Source organism: Enterobacter sp. R-1.6.2 (genome assembly GCF_035064085.1).
Classification (GTDB): domain Bacteria; phylum Pseudomonadota; class Gammaproteobacteria; order Enterobacterales; family Enterobacteriaceae; genus Enterobacter; species Enterobacter asburiae_B.
The window spans coordinates 14,541-28,556 of the sequence record NZ_JASEYI010000001.1; the positions used below are offsets into that span (position 1 = coordinate 14,541).

The 14,016-nt window shown below is 59.1% G+C and carries 14 protein-coding genes; 11 read left to right on the plus strand and 3 right to left on the minus strand.

All coding sequences use genetic code 11. The features are described from left to right. The first annotated feature begins 6 nt into the window (after positions 1 to 6). The 4 genes from QMN93_RS00065 to QMN93_RS00080 are packed head-to-tail and all read left to right on the plus strand — an operon-like array spanning position 7 to position 3,827. A complete protein-coding gene (locus QMN93_RS00065; protein ID WP_033145620.1) occupies positions 7 to 1,029 on the plus strand; it encodes an ABC transporter permease in 1,023 nt (340 codons plus the stop codon). Next, positions 1,026 to 1,919 (plus strand): D,D-dipeptide ABC transporter permease, encoded by an 894-nt coding sequence (gene ddpC / locus QMN93_RS00070; protein ID WP_094935015.1) that lies wholly within the window; start codon positions 1,026 to 1,028, stop codon positions 1,917 to 1,919. Before QMN93_RS00065 ends, ddpC begins: the two co-directional genes overlap by 4 nt. Beyond that, a complete protein-coding gene (locus QMN93_RS00075) occupies positions 1,919 to 2,905 on the plus strand; it encodes an ABC transporter ATP-binding protein (protein WP_182383602.1) in 987 nt (328 codons plus the stop codon). Before ddpC ends, QMN93_RS00075 begins: the two co-directional genes overlap by 1 nt. After that, the gene (locus tag QMN93_RS00080) at positions 2,898 to 3,827 is read left to right on the plus strand and encodes an ABC transporter ATP-binding protein (protein ID WP_182383603.1); all 930 of its coding nucleotides are present in this window, start codon (positions 2,898 to 2,900) and stop codon (positions 3,825 to 3,827) included. Before QMN93_RS00075 ends, QMN93_RS00080 begins: the two co-directional genes overlap by 8 nt. Here the strand turns inward: QMN93_RS00080 and QMN93_RS00085 are convergent. Beyond that, the gene (locus tag QMN93_RS00085) at positions 3,824 to 4,573 is read right to left on the minus strand and encodes an SDR family NAD(P)-dependent oxidoreductase (RefSeq protein WP_182383604.1); all 750 of its coding nucleotides are present in this window, start codon (positions 4,571 to 4,573) and stop codon (positions 3,824 to 3,826) included. The two genes, QMN93_RS00080 and QMN93_RS00085, sit on opposite strands and share 4 nt — an antisense overlap. A gap of 114 nt (positions 4,574 to 4,687) precedes the next feature. On the opposite strand from QMN93_RS00085, the gene QMN93_RS00090 reads away from it, so the two are divergent. Beyond that, positions 4,688 to 5,593, plus strand: coding sequence for a LysR family transcriptional regulator (locus QMN93_RS00090; protein WP_182383605.1), 906 nt, complete (start codon positions 4,688 to 4,690; stop codon positions 5,591 to 5,593). A gap of 23 nt (positions 5,594 to 5,616) precedes the next feature. Here the strand turns inward: QMN93_RS00090 and QMN93_RS00095 are convergent, their stop codons facing one another. Then, on the minus strand, positions 5,617 to 6,045 hold the full coding sequence (locus QMN93_RS00095; RefSeq protein ID WP_323619056.1) for an OsmC family protein: 429 nt from the start codon (positions 6,043 to 6,045) through the stop codon (positions 5,617 to 5,619). Positions 6,046 to 6,160: 115 nt separating this feature from the next. Here QMN93_RS00095 and QMN93_RS00100 point away from each other — a divergent pair, with 115 nt between their 5' ends. Beyond that, the gene (locus QMN93_RS00100) at positions 6,161 to 7,120 is read left to right on the plus strand and encodes a hypothetical protein (RefSeq protein ID WP_167818590.1); all 960 of its coding nucleotides are present in this window, start codon (positions 6,161 to 6,163) and stop codon (positions 7,118 to 7,120) included. A 7-nt stretch (positions 7,121 to 7,127) separates the two neighbouring features. Here QMN93_RS00100 and QMN93_RS00105 read toward each other — a convergent pair whose 3' ends face one another. Further along, positions 7,128 to 8,003, minus strand: coding sequence for a LysR family transcriptional regulator (locus tag QMN93_RS00105; RefSeq protein WP_048981279.1), 876 nt, complete (start codon positions 8,001 to 8,003; stop codon positions 7,128 to 7,130). A gap of 110 nt (positions 8,004 to 8,113) precedes the next feature. On the opposite strand from QMN93_RS00105, the gene QMN93_RS00110 reads away from it, so the two are divergent. The 5 genes from QMN93_RS00110 to QMN93_RS00130 all read left to right on the plus strand — a co-directional run bounded on the left by QMN93_RS00110 (position 8,114) and on the right by QMN93_RS00130 (position 13,938). Continuing rightward, a complete protein-coding gene (locus QMN93_RS00110; protein WP_047060933.1) occupies positions 8,114 to 8,965 on the plus strand; it encodes a Vmh family MBL fold metallo-hydrolase in 852 nt (283 codons plus the stop codon). A 232-nt stretch (positions 8,966 to 9,197) separates the two neighbouring features. Continuing rightward, positions 9,198 to 9,413: a biofilm-dependent modulation protein gene (gene bdm / locus QMN93_RS00115; RefSeq protein WP_013096534.1), complete on the plus strand. Its 216-nt coding sequence runs from the start codon at positions 9,198 to 9,200 to the stop codon at positions 9,411 to 9,413. 95 nt (positions 9,414 to 9,508) lie between these two features. Then, positions 9,509 to 9,646, plus strand: coding sequence for a stationary-phase-induced ribosome-associated protein (gene sra / locus QMN93_RS00120; RefSeq protein WP_008501714.1), 138 nt, complete (start codon positions 9,509 to 9,511; stop codon positions 9,644 to 9,646). Between the two features lie 176 nt (positions 9,647 to 9,822). Beyond that, entirely contained in the window at positions 9,823 to 11,520 is a 1,698-nt protein-coding gene (locus QMN93_RS00125; RefSeq protein ID WP_039262819.1) for an NAD-dependent malic enzyme, read from the plus strand. A gap of 705 nt (positions 11,521 to 12,225) precedes the next feature. Next, positions 12,226 to 13,938, plus strand: a complete 1,713-nt coding sequence (locus tag QMN93_RS00130) for an ABC-F family ATP-binding cassette domain-containing protein (protein WP_193139324.1) — start codon at positions 12,226 to 12,228, stop codon at positions 13,936 to 13,938. Positions 13,939 to 14,016: the final 78 nt, after the last annotated feature.

Sequence of the window (14,016 nt, forward strand, 5' to 3'; positions counted from 1 at the left end):
AAGCGTATGACGTTCTGGAGCATAGTGCGCCAGCGCTGCTGGGGGTTAATCCTGGTGGTGGCCGGTGTCTGTATTATCACCTTTATTATTTCACACCTGATCCCCGGCGATCCGGCCCGTCTGCTGGCCGGCGACCGCGCCAGCGACGAAATCGTGCAGAACATTCGCCAGCAGCTAGGGCTGGACCAGCCCCTGTATGTGCAGTTTGGCCGCTACGTGGACGCTCTGGCCCACGGTGATTTAGGCACGTCCATCCGCACCGGACGCCCGGTCGCGGAAGACCTGAAGGCCTTTTTCCCCGCCACGCTGGAGCTGGCCTTTTGTTCTCTGCTGCTGGCGCTGGTCATCGGCGTGCCGCTGGGGATTTTGTCGGCGGTGTACCGCAACCGCTGGCTGGATCACCTGGTGCGTTTAATGGCGATGACCGGGATCTCCACGCCGGCCTTCTGGCTCGGGCTGGGCGTCATCGTGCTGTTCTACGGGCACCTGCAGATCCTGCCGGGCGGCGGCAGGCTGGACGACTGGCTCGATCCGCCGACGCACGTCACCGGCTTTTATCTGCTGGACGCGCTGCTGGAGGGCAACGGTGAGGTCTTTTTCAACGCGCTTCAGCACCTGATTTTACCCTCGCTGACGCTGGCGTTTGTTCACCTGGGGATCGTGGCGCGCCAGGTCCGTTCGGCGATGCTGGAGCAGCTCAGCGAGGACTACATCCGCACCGCGCGCGCCAGCGGCCTGCCCGGCTGGTACATCGTCCTGCGCTACGCCCTGCCGAATGCGATGATCCCGTCCATTACCGTGCTCGGGCTGGCGCTGGGCGATTTGCTTTACGGCGCCGTGCTGACCGAAACCGTCTTTGCCTGGCCGGGCATGGGCGCCTGGGTGGTGACGTCCATTCAGGCGCTCGATTTCCCTGCCGTGATGGGCTTTGCCGTCGTCGTTTCGCTGGCCTACGTGCTGGTTAATCTGGTGGTCGATCTGCTTTACCTGTGGATTGACCCGCGAATCGGGCGCGGAGGTGCCGAATGATGTTAACGCAGGAAACGCCCGTCCCGGCTAAAACCGCCGGACAACGCATCAACTGGGCAAAGCTGTTCTGGATGCTGCGTCAAAGCCCGCTCACGATCGTTGGCGGCGTCATTATGATTGCGATGCTCTTCCTGATGGTGGCTTCGCCGTGGATCGTTCCGCATGACCCGAACGCGCTGGATTTGACCGCCCGCCTGCAGGCGCCGTCTGCGCAACACTGGTTTGGTACCGATGAGGTGGGACGCGACCTGTTTAGCCGCGTGCTGACGGGCAGCCAGCAGTCGATTACCGCCGGGCTGGCGGTCGTGGTGATTGCGGGCGGTATTGGCTCGCTGCTGGGCTGTTTGTCCGGCGTACTGGGCGGGCGCGGCGATGCCATCATCATGCGGGTGATGGACATCATGCTCTCCATTCCTTCGCTGGTGCTGACCATGGCGCTGGCCGCCGCGCTCGGTCCGAGCCTGTTCAACGCCATGCTGGCGATTGCGATTGTCCGCATCCCGTTTTACGTCCGCCTGGCGCGCGGGCAAACCCTGGTGGTGCGCCAGTTTACCTACGTTCAGGCCGCCCGCACGTTTGGCGCGTCCCGCTGGCATTTGATCCGCTGGCATATCCTGCGCAACGCCCTGCCGCCGCTGATTGTGCAGGCTTCGCTGGATATCGGCAGCGCCATTCTGATGGCCGCCACGCTGGGGTTTATCGGCCTGGGCGCGCAGCAGCCGACCGCCGAATGGGGGGCGATGGTGGCCGTTGGCCGTAACTACGTCCTGGACCAGTGGTGGTACTGCGCCTTTCCCGGTGCGGCAATTTTGATTACCGCCGTGGGCTTTAACCTGTTTGGCGACGGTATCCGCGATCTGCTGGATCCGAAATCGGGAGGAAAACAGTGATGACCGAACCGGTATTACGTATTGAAGACCTGCACCTGAGCTTCCCGATTTTTCGCGGAGAGGTCCACGCGCTGAACCACGTCTCGCTGGAGATCGGCAGGGGCGAAATCGTCGGCGTGGTGGGCGAGTCGGGTTCGGGCAAATCCGTGACCGCCATGCTCGCCATGCGGCTGCTGCCGGAAGGAAGCTACCGCATTCATCACGGTCAGGTGAAGTTACTCGGCGAAAACGTCCTGACGGCGTCCGAGAAGCAGCTTCGCCAGTTGCGCGGTGCCCGAGTGGCGATGATTTTTCAGGAGCCGATGACAGCCCTCAACCCGACGCGGCGGATTGGCAAACAGATGGTGGAGGTGATCCGCCAGCATCAGCCGCTTTCGCGGCGCGAGGCGCAGCAGAAGGCGATTACCCTGCTGGAAGAGATGCAAATCCCGGACGCGAAGCAGGTCATGGAGCGTTATCCGTTTGAACTCTCCGGCGGCATGCGTCAGCGGGTGATGATCGCCCTTGCCTTCTCCTGCGAGCCGGAGCTGATCGTCGCCGACGAACCGACCACCGCGCTGGACGTTACCGTCCAGCTCCAGGTGCTGCGCCTGCTGAAGCATAAGGCGCGGGCCAGCGGGACCTCGGTGCTGTTTATCAGCCATGATATGGCCGTGGTATCGCAGCTCTGCGACAGAATGTACGTGATGTATGCCGGGAGCGTGATCGAGAGCGGTGCCACGCAAACGCTGATCCACCGACCCGTGCATCCCTACTCCATCGGCCTGCTGCGGTGCGCACCGGAAAACGGCCAGCCGCGCGACCTGCTTCCCGCCATCCCCGGCACGGTGCCCAACCTCAGCCAGCTTCCGCAGGGTTGCGCCTTCCGCGAGCGCTGCTTTGCCGCCGGGGCGAAATGCAGCGAAACGCCGCGCTTAGCGTCGAGTGGCGCAGAAGGCCAACAGGCCGCCTGCTGGTATCCGCAACGGGAGAAACGCCATGTCTGATGTACTGCTGGAACTGGATAGCGTGCACGTGAACTTTGCGGCGCGCAAAAACTGGCTGGGGCGCGTGACGGAACAGGTCCATGCCCTCAACGGGCTCGATCTCCAGATCCGTCGGGGAGAAACGCTGGGCATTGTCGGGGAATCCGGCTGCGGGAAAAGCACGCTGGCCCAGCTGCTGATGGGCATGCTTAAGCCCAGCACAGGCGCGTGCCAGCGGGCGCACCACGCGGGCGGCATGCAGATGGTGTTTCAGGATCCGCTCTCCTCGCTCGATCCGCGATTGCCGGTCTGGCGCATCATCACCGAGCCGGTGTGGGTGCAAAAACGCAGCAGCGAGCGCGAGCGCCGCCAGCTGGCAGAAAACCTGGCGCTGCAGGTGGGCATTCGCCCGGAATACCTCGACAGGCTTCCCCACGCCTTCTCCGGCGGCCAGCGCCAGCGCATCGCCATCGCCCGGGCGCTCTCGTCCGACCCCGATATTATCGTGCTTGATGAACCCACCAGCGCGCTGGATATCTCCGTGCAGGCGCAAATCCTCAACCTGCTGGTGAACCTGCAACAGCAGCGTAATCTGACCTACGTGTTAATTTCGCATAACGTCTCGGTGGTCAGACACATGAGCGACCGGGTGGCGGTGATGTACCTCGGGCAGATTGTGGAGCTGGGCAGCGCCGCGCAGGTGCTTGGCGAGCCGCGCCATCCCTATACCCGTCTGTTGCTCGACTCGGTTCCCCGCACCGGAGAACCGCTGGATGAAAATCTGGCGTTACGCAAAACGGAGCTTCCCGGCAATCGTCATCTGCCCGAAGGCTGTTTTTTCCGCGACCGTTGTCCGATGGCAGCGCAGGGGTGTGAGCGTCCCCAGCCGCTACAGCCCTCACGCGAGGGCCGTAACGTGCGCTGCTGGCGCAGTCTGGATTAGATTTGCGCCATCCCGCCGTCCACGAACAGCTCGGTGGCGTTAATAAAGCTGGCCGCGTCGGAGGCCAGAAACGCCACCGCTTTCCCCACCTCACCCGGCGCGCCTAAGCGGCCGAGCGGTACCTGAGCGGCCAGCGCGTCGTACAGCCCCTGACGATGTTCTTCCGGCACCAGATCGCCGAGACCTGGCGTTTTGATCGGGCCCGGACTCACCACGTTGACGCGGATCCCGCGGCCCTGCAAATCCAGCGCCCAGGAGCGGGCAAAGTTGCGCACGGCGGCCTTGCTGGCGCTGTAGACGCTGAAGTTGGCCGTCCCTTTAATGGACACCGTCGAGCCGGTCAGAATAATCGACGATCCGGCGGACAGCAGCGGCAGCGCCTTCTGCACCGTGAACAGCACTCCGCGCACGTTGGTGCCAAAAATCCGGTCAAACTGCTCTTCGGTGATCGCGCCCAGCGGCAGCATATCGCCGCCACCGGCGTTGGCGAACAGGATATCAAGACGGCCTTCTTCTTTGGCTATCCGGGCATAGACGTCATCCAGATCGGCAAGCTTTGAGACATCCGCGCGAATGCCCGCTGCGTCAGAAGCAATCTCTGCTACCGCCGCGTCCAGCTCGGCCTGGCGACGCCCGGTGATATAGACCTTCGCGCCCTGCGCCGCCAGCTCCTGCGCCGTGGCAAGACCAATACCGGTGCTGCCGCCGGTGACCAGTGCAATTTTTCCTGAGAGAGTCGTGTTCATGTCATTTACCTTTTGTTGGGTTTGCGTTGGACAAACTTTAGCCCTTGCGGCATTAGTGAAAAACGGGCAAAAATGAAAATGACTATTCACAAACAGAAATAATCCGAGGTCATCATGGACCAGCTCATGGCGATGCGCGCCTTTACGCGGGTCGTGGAGTCCGGCAGTTTTACCCGCGCGGCGGACTCGCTGAATATGCCGATCGCCACGCTGAGCAAGCTGGTTAAATCGCTAGAGTCGCACCTGGAGATACGCCTTCTGCACCGCACCACTCGCCGGGTGGTCGCGACGCCTGAAGGGATGGAATACTATGAAAAAGCGCTCAGGGTGCTGATTGATATCGAAGATATCGACACCTCGTTTCGCGTTTCCCGCGCGACGCCAAAAGGGCATTTGCGGGTTGACGTGGGCGGCTCCACCGCCCGGGACGTGCTCATCCCTCTGCTTCCGGACTTTATGCGGCGCTACCCGGAGATCCGCATCGACCTCGGCGTGGCCGACCGGCCGGTCGATCTCATCAGCGGTAACGTAGACTGCGTGATCCGCGGCGGGCCGCTGGACGACTCGACCCTCATCGCCCGTCATCTCGGAAACGCGGAAATGGTCACCTGCGCGACGCCGGGTTACCTGAAAAATCACGGCGTCCCGGCCTATCCGCAGGAGCTGCGCAACGGCCACAAGCTGATTAGCTATCTCTCGCCCGTCACCGGACGGCCGTTTCCGTTTCGCTTCCGGCAGAACGGCGAGGCGCTGGAAATCAACATTCCGCACTATCTCGGCGTCAATGAAAGTAATGCCCATCTGGCGGCTGCCGCGGCGGGGCTGGGGATCGTTCAGACCTTTGAGTATTCGGCAAAGGCGTATTTGCAGGCGGGCACGCTGGCGGCGATCCTGGGCGACTGGCGCCCTGCCGCGTATCCGTTTCATGTGGTTTACCCGCAGAACCGGCATTTGACGCACCGCCTGAAGGTGTTTATTGCCTGGCTGGCGGAGGTGTTCCCCGCCGCGCTGAAGGGATAGCCGGGCGCAAACCCGGCTGGGGCTTAATTGAGCTTATAGTCCAGCGTAATCTCAGCTTTCAGGAGCTGCGAGACCGGACAGCCCGCTTTTGCTTTCTGAATAATGCCGTCGAACTGCTGTGGAGCGATGCCGGGAACGGTCACCTTGCTTTTCAGGGCAACCTTAGTGATGGCAAAGCCGCCGTCGGTTTTATCCAGAGAGACTTCCGCGGTGGTATCAATGGAATCGGCGGTATAGCCCGCTTCGCCGAGCATCAGCGACAGCGCCATTGAGAAGCAGGCCGCATGTGCCGCGCCAATCAGCTCTTCGGGGTTGGTCCCCTTTTCGCCCTCAAAGCGGGTATTGAAACCATAAGGCTGCTGATTGAGAACGCCGCTCTCGGTGGAAACCGTTCCTTTTCCGCGCTTAATGTCGCCAGACCAGTGTGCCGAACCGTGCTTATGAATAGTCATTCTTGCTCTCCTTTTGGCTTACAAAGGGTTAAGTATAGACTACGCATCTGACCCACCCTGGAACACAGACAATTCCAGGACTTTCACCTGCTGTACCGACAAAAAGGATAATGATATGGCCCTAAAAATCAGGATGGCCGTTGCCGTCACCACGCTGGCTCTGTCGCTCTCTTCACTGGCGAAAACGCCGGAGAACTTTATCTATACCAGCTCGGGCGATCTCGACGCGGCGTTCCCGCTTGTTGCGCGAAGCGATATCGGCGGCGTGCAGATCGTTTACAACTGGCGCCTGCTGGAACCCGAGAAGGACAGCTATGACTTCTCGCGGATTGAACAGGATCTGGCGCGCGTTAAGGCCGCCGGAAAAAAACTCTTTATTCAAATCCAGGACCGTTTCTTTGAGCCGGACGCCCGATACGTGCCGGACTATCTCATGCGCGACACACAATACGGTGGCGGGATTGCGCCGCAGTTCGATAACCCCGGCGAAGGCAAGCCGGTCGGTTCAGGATGGGTGGCGCGTCAGTGGGATCCCGCCGTGCGCCAGCGCTACCAGGCACTGCTGGCCGCCCTCGCGAAACGCTTTGATGGCGAGGTGTATGGGGTAAACCTGCCTGAAACCGCCATTGATCTCGACGAAAAAAATCCGCCCGTCGGGTTTACCTGCGACGGCTATTTCGCGGGTGAAATGGAAAACCTGGCCTTTGCGCGAAAGGCTTTTCAGAAATCACACGTGGTGCAGTACGTGAACTTCTGGCCGTGCGAATGGGATAACGACCACAACTACATGGGGCGTCTGTTTGCGTATGCCAGCGCCAACAACGTCGGCCTGGGTGGGCCGGACATTGTTCCCAACCGCAAGGCACACATGAAGAATGCCTATCCCTTCTTCCATAAAAATAAACAGACGCTGCCGCTCATCGCCATGGCGGTTCAAGAGCCGACCCTGACCTATAAGGATCCTCAGACCGGAAAACCGTTCACCAAAGCGGAATTTGTCCGCTTCGGCGAAAGTTATCTCGGTGCCGATATTATTTTCTGGAGCACGACGTCTCCCTGGCTAAAGGCGAAGTAATCCTTTCTTATGCCAGGTAGCGCGACAGTTCGTCAAGGAACACGCGCAGCGCGGCAGGCTGGTATTCCCGGGACTGATAAATGCCATGGATGGCAAGCGGTTTCGGCTCAAGCGCCTCCAGCACCGGCACCAGTAATCCCTGTTCCAGCGCGGCAGACGCTTCGCGCTCCGGCAGCATGGCGATACCGCAGTGCTTAATCGCCGCGTCCATCAACAGCGAAGAGATGCTGGCGCTCAGGTTGCCGCTGACGGCCACGCTCAGGCTTTCCCCTTCCGGCGTCACGAAGTGCCAGGACTGCCCGGCAAAAAAGCTGTAGTGCAGACAGTTGTGCTGCGCTAATTCTTCAGGGCTGACGGGGATACCGTGCTGTGCCAGGTACTCCGGCGAGGCGCAAAGCACCGAGCGACACTCCCCCAGCCGGCGGGCAATCATGCCGGGTTCGGGGTTGTCGGTAATGCGCACGGCGACATCAATGCGCTCTCCCACCAGGCTGACCGGGTGGTTATTCACGTCCAGCTCGATGCGCAGCTGCGGGTAGCGCGAGAGCAGCTCAGGCAGGACCGGCGCAATCAGGTGCATGGCGGTAAAATGGGCGCAGGCCACCCGCAGCGTGCCGGACGGCAGATCTTTCTCCGACTGGCCCTCGATTTCCTGCGAAATCTGCGAGAGCGTCCGCGTTTTTTGCAGCACCTTTTCCCCTGCCGCGGTCAGCGTCAGCTTGCGCGTGGAGCGGTTTACCAGGCGCGTTCCCGCCCACTTCTCCATTTGTTCAAGGTAGCGGCTCACCATCGGTCGGGAAATGCCCAACGCGCGGGCCGCCGCGCTCAAACTGCCCAGCTCGCATATCCGGTTGTAGACCTGAGCGGCGATAACGCGATCCATATAAGCTCCATTTGCTCGATTTATGAAACTAAGCATGTCTTGTTTCAGGAATTCTGGCAAATGAGAATATCCGTACAATAGACACATTCCTGAACAACAGAGACAACAGCATGAAATTCACTCACCTTGCCCTGCTTTCCACCCTTTTCACTCCGGCGGTTTTTGCCGCGCCGTTGACCATTGATACCTATAACCCGCAGGAAAAAGGCATTTTCCCGGTCTCCTCCACGCTGGTTTCCGGCCCGAAAGAGGCGGTGCTGTTTGACGCGCAGTTCAGCGTGAAGGATGGCGAAGCGCTGGTAGAGAAAATTCGCCGCAGCGGTAAAACCCTGAACAAGATTGTGATCACCTCCGGCGATCCGGATTTCTATTTTGGCCTGCAGCCGCTGGTCAAAGCCTTCCCGAATGCCAAAGTGGTGGCCACGCAGCATGTGGTTGACCATATTAAAGCCACCAAAGACGCCAAGCTCGCCTTCTGGGGGCCGCAGATGAAGGACGGCGCGCCAACGGAGCTGGTCGTCCCGCAGGTGCTTGCCTCCACCACGTTCATGGTTGACGGGGAAAAGGTCGACATCGAACAGCCAGACAGCTATGCGGCCTATGTGTGGATCCCGTCGGCAAAAACGATCCTCGGCGGCACTGGGGTAGCCTGGGGTATTCACGTCTGGACGGCAGACACCCAGACGCCGGAAAGCCGCAAGCAGTGGCAGGAAACGCTGGAGAATATGGCCGCGCACAAACCTGAGCGCGTGATCCCGGGCCACTATCTGGGCACCCCACCAGCGGGCACTGGCGCGATTGAGTTTACCCGCGACTATCTGCAGCGCTTTGAAAAGGCTTTAGCCGCGCATAAAGATTCCGCAGGTGTTATCAGTACCCTGAAAAAACAGTATCCGGGCCTGGCGGATGAAAGCTCGCTGGAATTAAGCGCCAAAGTGAATACTGGCGAAATGAAGTGGTAATTTAAAAACGGCTCCTGCTATATTTCCGCGATAGCAGGAGCTCCACCAAAATATCCCCGCCGTTACCCGTCGATATAGCCACACCTTTTAAAAGCGCATAAAAGCATGCACTTATGTCATTTTTATTTCTAAGATGAATCTGAACCACAACCGGGAAAATATTTGCCATTCTGTTTATGAATTAAATTTTTTGCGAGCCGTACCATTAAACAGACAACGACACGGAGGCAGCATGTTTACTTATTACCCGGCTAATACTGCAGCAGCACAACCTGAACTCGTTAACGCGATTGCGCAGGGTCTTCACGCCGAGCACGGTGCTGTGACTGAAGATGACATTTTGATGGAACTGACCAAGTGGGTGGAATCCACGGATAATGACATCCTCAGTGACATCTACCAGCAGACTATTAACTACGTCGTCAGCGGGCAAAACGCACCCTTGTAAAAACCTGCTAAGCTGGATCTGCAACCTAAGGGGTTACATTTCGTTTGCGTGAGCAAACTGGTCCTTAAAACTATCAACAGGATTGAGGAGTTAACATGAAATCGAACCGTCAGGCACGCCATATTCTGGGACTGAATTACAAGCTTTCAAATCAGCGTAAAGTGGTGATTGAAGGCGACCACGAAACGCAGGTCACTCACGCCACCGGCAGAAAACGCCACGCCGGCAAGTAAGTTCCAGACTGAGATCCAGAACACCATCGGTAATCCCGATGGTGTTTTTGTTTATGTGTTGCGGTAATTAATATTTAGCTCCTTTATAATACCGCCTGACCGCACCCCATCGCACAGGCCAGAAAGATGACAAACAGCAGTGTCAGGGACGGATCTTCATAAAAAGAGTGAGTGACATGGACAACAAACTGAAAAAACATCGTTCCTTATACATCCCATACGCCGGACCGGTTTTACTCGAATTCCCCCTGCTCAACAAAGGCAGCGCCTTCAGCATGGAAGAGCGCAGCAGCTTTAATCTGCTGGGTTTACTGCCCGAAGTGGTTGAAACCATTGAAGAACAGGCGGAGCGCGCGTGGATCCAGTATCAGGGTTTCAAAACCGAAATCGACAAGCACATCTACCTGCGCAACATTCAGGACACCAATGAAACCCTCTTCTATCGCCTGGTGCAGAACCATCTCGAAGAGATGATGCCGGTGATCTACACCCCTACGGTGGGTGCGGCCTGCGAGCGTTTCTCAGAGATCTACCGTCGTTCACGCGGGGTATTCATCTCCTATCAGAACCGTCACAACATGGACGATATTCTGCAGAACGTGCCAAACCACAATATCAAAGTGATTGTGGTGACCGACGGCGAACGTATTCTCGGCCTCGGCGACCAGGGCATTGGCGGGATGGGGATCCCAATCGGTAAACTCTCTCTCTACACCGCCTGCGGCGGCATCAGCCCGGCGTATACCCTGCCGGTGGTGCTGGACGTCGGGACCAATAACCAGCAGTTGCTCAACGATCCGCTCTATATGGGCTGGCGCCATCCGCGCATTACCGACGACGAGTACTATCAGTTTGTCGACGACTTCATTCAGGCCGTGAAGCACCGCTGGCCGGACGTTCTGCTGCAGTTTGAAGACTTCGCGCAGAAAAACGCGATGCCGCTGCTGAACCGCTATCGCGATGAGATCTGCTCCTTTAACGACGACATCCAGGGTACCGCGGCCGTGACCGTGGGTACGCTTATCGCCGCCAGCCGCGCAGCCGGCAGCCAGCTGAGCTACCAGAAAATCGTCTTCCTGGGCGCAGGCTCTGCGGGCTGTGGTATCGCCGAGCAGATCATCGCCCAGACGCAGCGCGAAGGCTTAAGCGAAGAGCTGGCCCGCTCCCGCGTCTTTATGGTTGACCGTTTCGGCCTGCTGACCGACGCTATGCCGAACCTGCTGCCGTTCCAGAACAAGCTGGTGCAGAAGCGCGATAACCTGAAAAACTGGGATACCGACAACGAAGTCCTTTCCCTGCTGGACGTGGTGCGCAACGTGAAGCCGGATATTCTGATCGGCGTTTCCGGGCAAACAGGCCTCTTCACCGAAGAGATCATTCGCGAGATGCACAAGCACTGCGAGCGCCCTATCGTGATGCCGCTTTCCAACCCGACCTCCCGCGTGGAAGCGACGCCTCAGGACATCATCGCGTGGACCGAAGGTAACGCGCTGGTCGCGACCGGCAGCCCGTTCGACCCGGTGGTGTGGAAGGATAAAACCTATCCGATCGCCCAGTGCAACAACTCTTACATCTTCCCGGGCATTGGGCTGGGCGTGATCGCCTCCGGCGCGTCCCGCATTACCGATGAGATGCTGATGTCGGCGAGCGAAACCCTCGCGGGCTACTCGCCGCTGGTCAACAACGGTGAAGGGCTGGTGCTGCCGGAGCTGAAAGACATTCACAAGGTGTCGCGCGCTATCGCGTTTGCGGTAGGTAAAATGGCGCAGCAGCAGGGCGTGGCGGTGAAAACCTCTGCCGACGCGCTGCAGCAGGCCATCGACGACAACTTCTGGAAACCTGAATACCGCAGCTATCGTCGTACCTCGATTTAATCCGCTCCGACCGGTCCCTCTCCCTTCGGGAGAGGGACTTTCAATAAATTCATTAACCAGTAGCGATTCAGATTCTCGAAGCGAAATGATTAACTTGCAGCCACGCCCTGGTCCGGCTGTAAATCGCCGAGGCGTTTCCTGCAGGCCGGGGCGAGGCGCAGGGATGCGCCGAGAGGGCGGGCTTTACAGGGATGTTACCTCCGCCCATCCCCGATAAGCCGGAAGGAATAAGCCGAGGGCACCGCGAAGCGGCGATTTACCGCCGGGAGCCCGGGTCGCCAGGGTGGTGGCGACTGAGCCACCCTGGCACGTTCACAGGTCATGTCGTTACAGAGTAGCAAGGAACATAAAGTGAACGGAATGACCACTACAGCCGTATGTTCCCCTCACCCTAACCCTCTCCCAAAGGGAGAGGGAATTAGATTCGCCCCCCACTAGCCAAACTCCTTTTCCCCCGCTACACTCCCTTCATCCATTAACCTACTGAATATATAAGGAGGCCAATTATGCTGTACTGTGAAATTTTCAATGTTTCACATACATTTGGTGATCGCACCAGCTCAAGCGTTATCGGTATCGTGCTGCGATAACTTCTGCTTGAGCGAAGACACCAACCCCTGAAATCCCTTCTCTCGGGCTTACTGAGTTATCGTCAGCGATGTTTGACGAGGCATAAACATGCCTGTAACTCTTGGGTAAGCAACAATGAGCACTTTACTCACTGCACAATCTTTACGCGTTAATACGGCGTTTGGCACGCTCTTCGACTCACTCTCCTTTACGCTGAAAAAAGGCGACCGCATTGGCCTGCTGGGCGACAACGGCTGCGGCAAAAGCACGCTGCTGAAGGTGCTGGACGGCACTGACTCCCCCGCCGCCGGAACGGTTTCGCTGGCCGGGCACTGCCTGATGGCGCGCGTGGAGCAACATCTCCCGGACGCCATTTTTCCGCTGACCATGCTGGATGCCGTACTCGCACAGCTGCCTTTAGCCGAGCGCGATAGCCTGCGCTGGAAAGCCGAAACGCTGCTGGCAGGCATGGGCTTCACGCCGCAGGATATGGCGCTGCAATCCGCCACGCTGAGCGGCGGGCAGCACACGCGCCTGCTGCTGGCGCGGGCCCTGATTCACGAGCCGGATCTGCTCCTGCTCGATGAACCCAGCAACCACCTTGATTTGCCGACCATGCTCTGGCTGGAACACTTTCTACAGAACTGGTCAGGCAGCTTCGTGCTGGTCTCGCACGACCGACAGCTGCTGGATGCCGTCACTAACGGCAGCTGGATCCTGCGCGATAAAACGCTGCACTACTTCGCCCTTCCCTGCACGGCCGCCCGCAAGGCGCTTGAAGCAAAGGATGAAAGCGACGCGCAGCGCCACAAGGCGGAGCAAAAGGAGATCGACCGCGTGACCGCCAGCGCGAAGCGGCTGGCGACCTGGGGCAAGGTTTACGACAACGAAGACCTGGCCCGCAAAGCCAAACAGATGGAAAAACAGGTCGAACGGCTGAAGGAGAGCCAGACGGCGCTCACGGCAGGCAGCCCGTGGACGTTAACCCTGCGCGGCGACGCGCTGCGGGCCGACCGTTTGCTGGAAATGGAAAACCTCGACGTGCCTCCTGCACCTGGCCTGCCGGCGTTGTTCAGCATCGAAATGGCGCGGCTAAAAAGCGGCGATCGCGTGGCGATTGTCGGTCGTAACGGCTGCGGCAAATCGTCGCTGATGAGGCTTATCTGGCAACAGTTTGCCGATGAGTCCGCAGACAGCGGGTTGAAAATCCATCCGCGCGTGTCGCCAGGCTATTACGACCAGACGCTTCACCAGCTTGCGGACAACGCCACGCTGCTCGACGCGCTGGAGCCTTTCGCGCCGGATCCGCAGAACCGCAAAATGGCGCTGATAAGCGCGGGTTTCCCGTGGGCGCGTCACGGGCAAACGGTCAGCACGCTCAGCGGCGGCGAGCGCTCGCGCCTGCTGTTCGTTGGCCTGACGCTTGCCCGCTACAGCCTGCTGATGCTGGATGAGCCGACCAACCACCTCGACATGGAAGGCAAAGAGGCGCTGGCGCAAACCCTTCAGCAGTTTGAAGGCGGCGTCCTGCTGGTCAGCCATGATCGTCAGCTAATTAGCCAAAGCTGCAACCGTTTCTGGCTGATTGAAGAGGGAAAGCTGAGCGAGTGGCACGATGCAGAAGCGGTGTTTGAGCGCCTGCGTGAAAGCGCGGGGCTGGCGACATCCACCGCGCCCGCCATCGACGCGGCGACGGTTCAACCCTCGCCGTATGACGATCTGCTCGAACGGCTGGTCGCGCTGGAAACGCTGCTGGAAGACGATCTGGCGCGTAAGCCGAAGCATCAAAAGCCGCAGCTGCAGGCGCAATGGCGTAAAGAGATTGAGGAGATAGAGGCACAGCTGTAAGTCTGCGCCCGGCGAGTCTCTCGTCGGGCCAGTATTTTCCCCCTAAATTATTAGAGGAACGCCGTATTCTTATTCTGA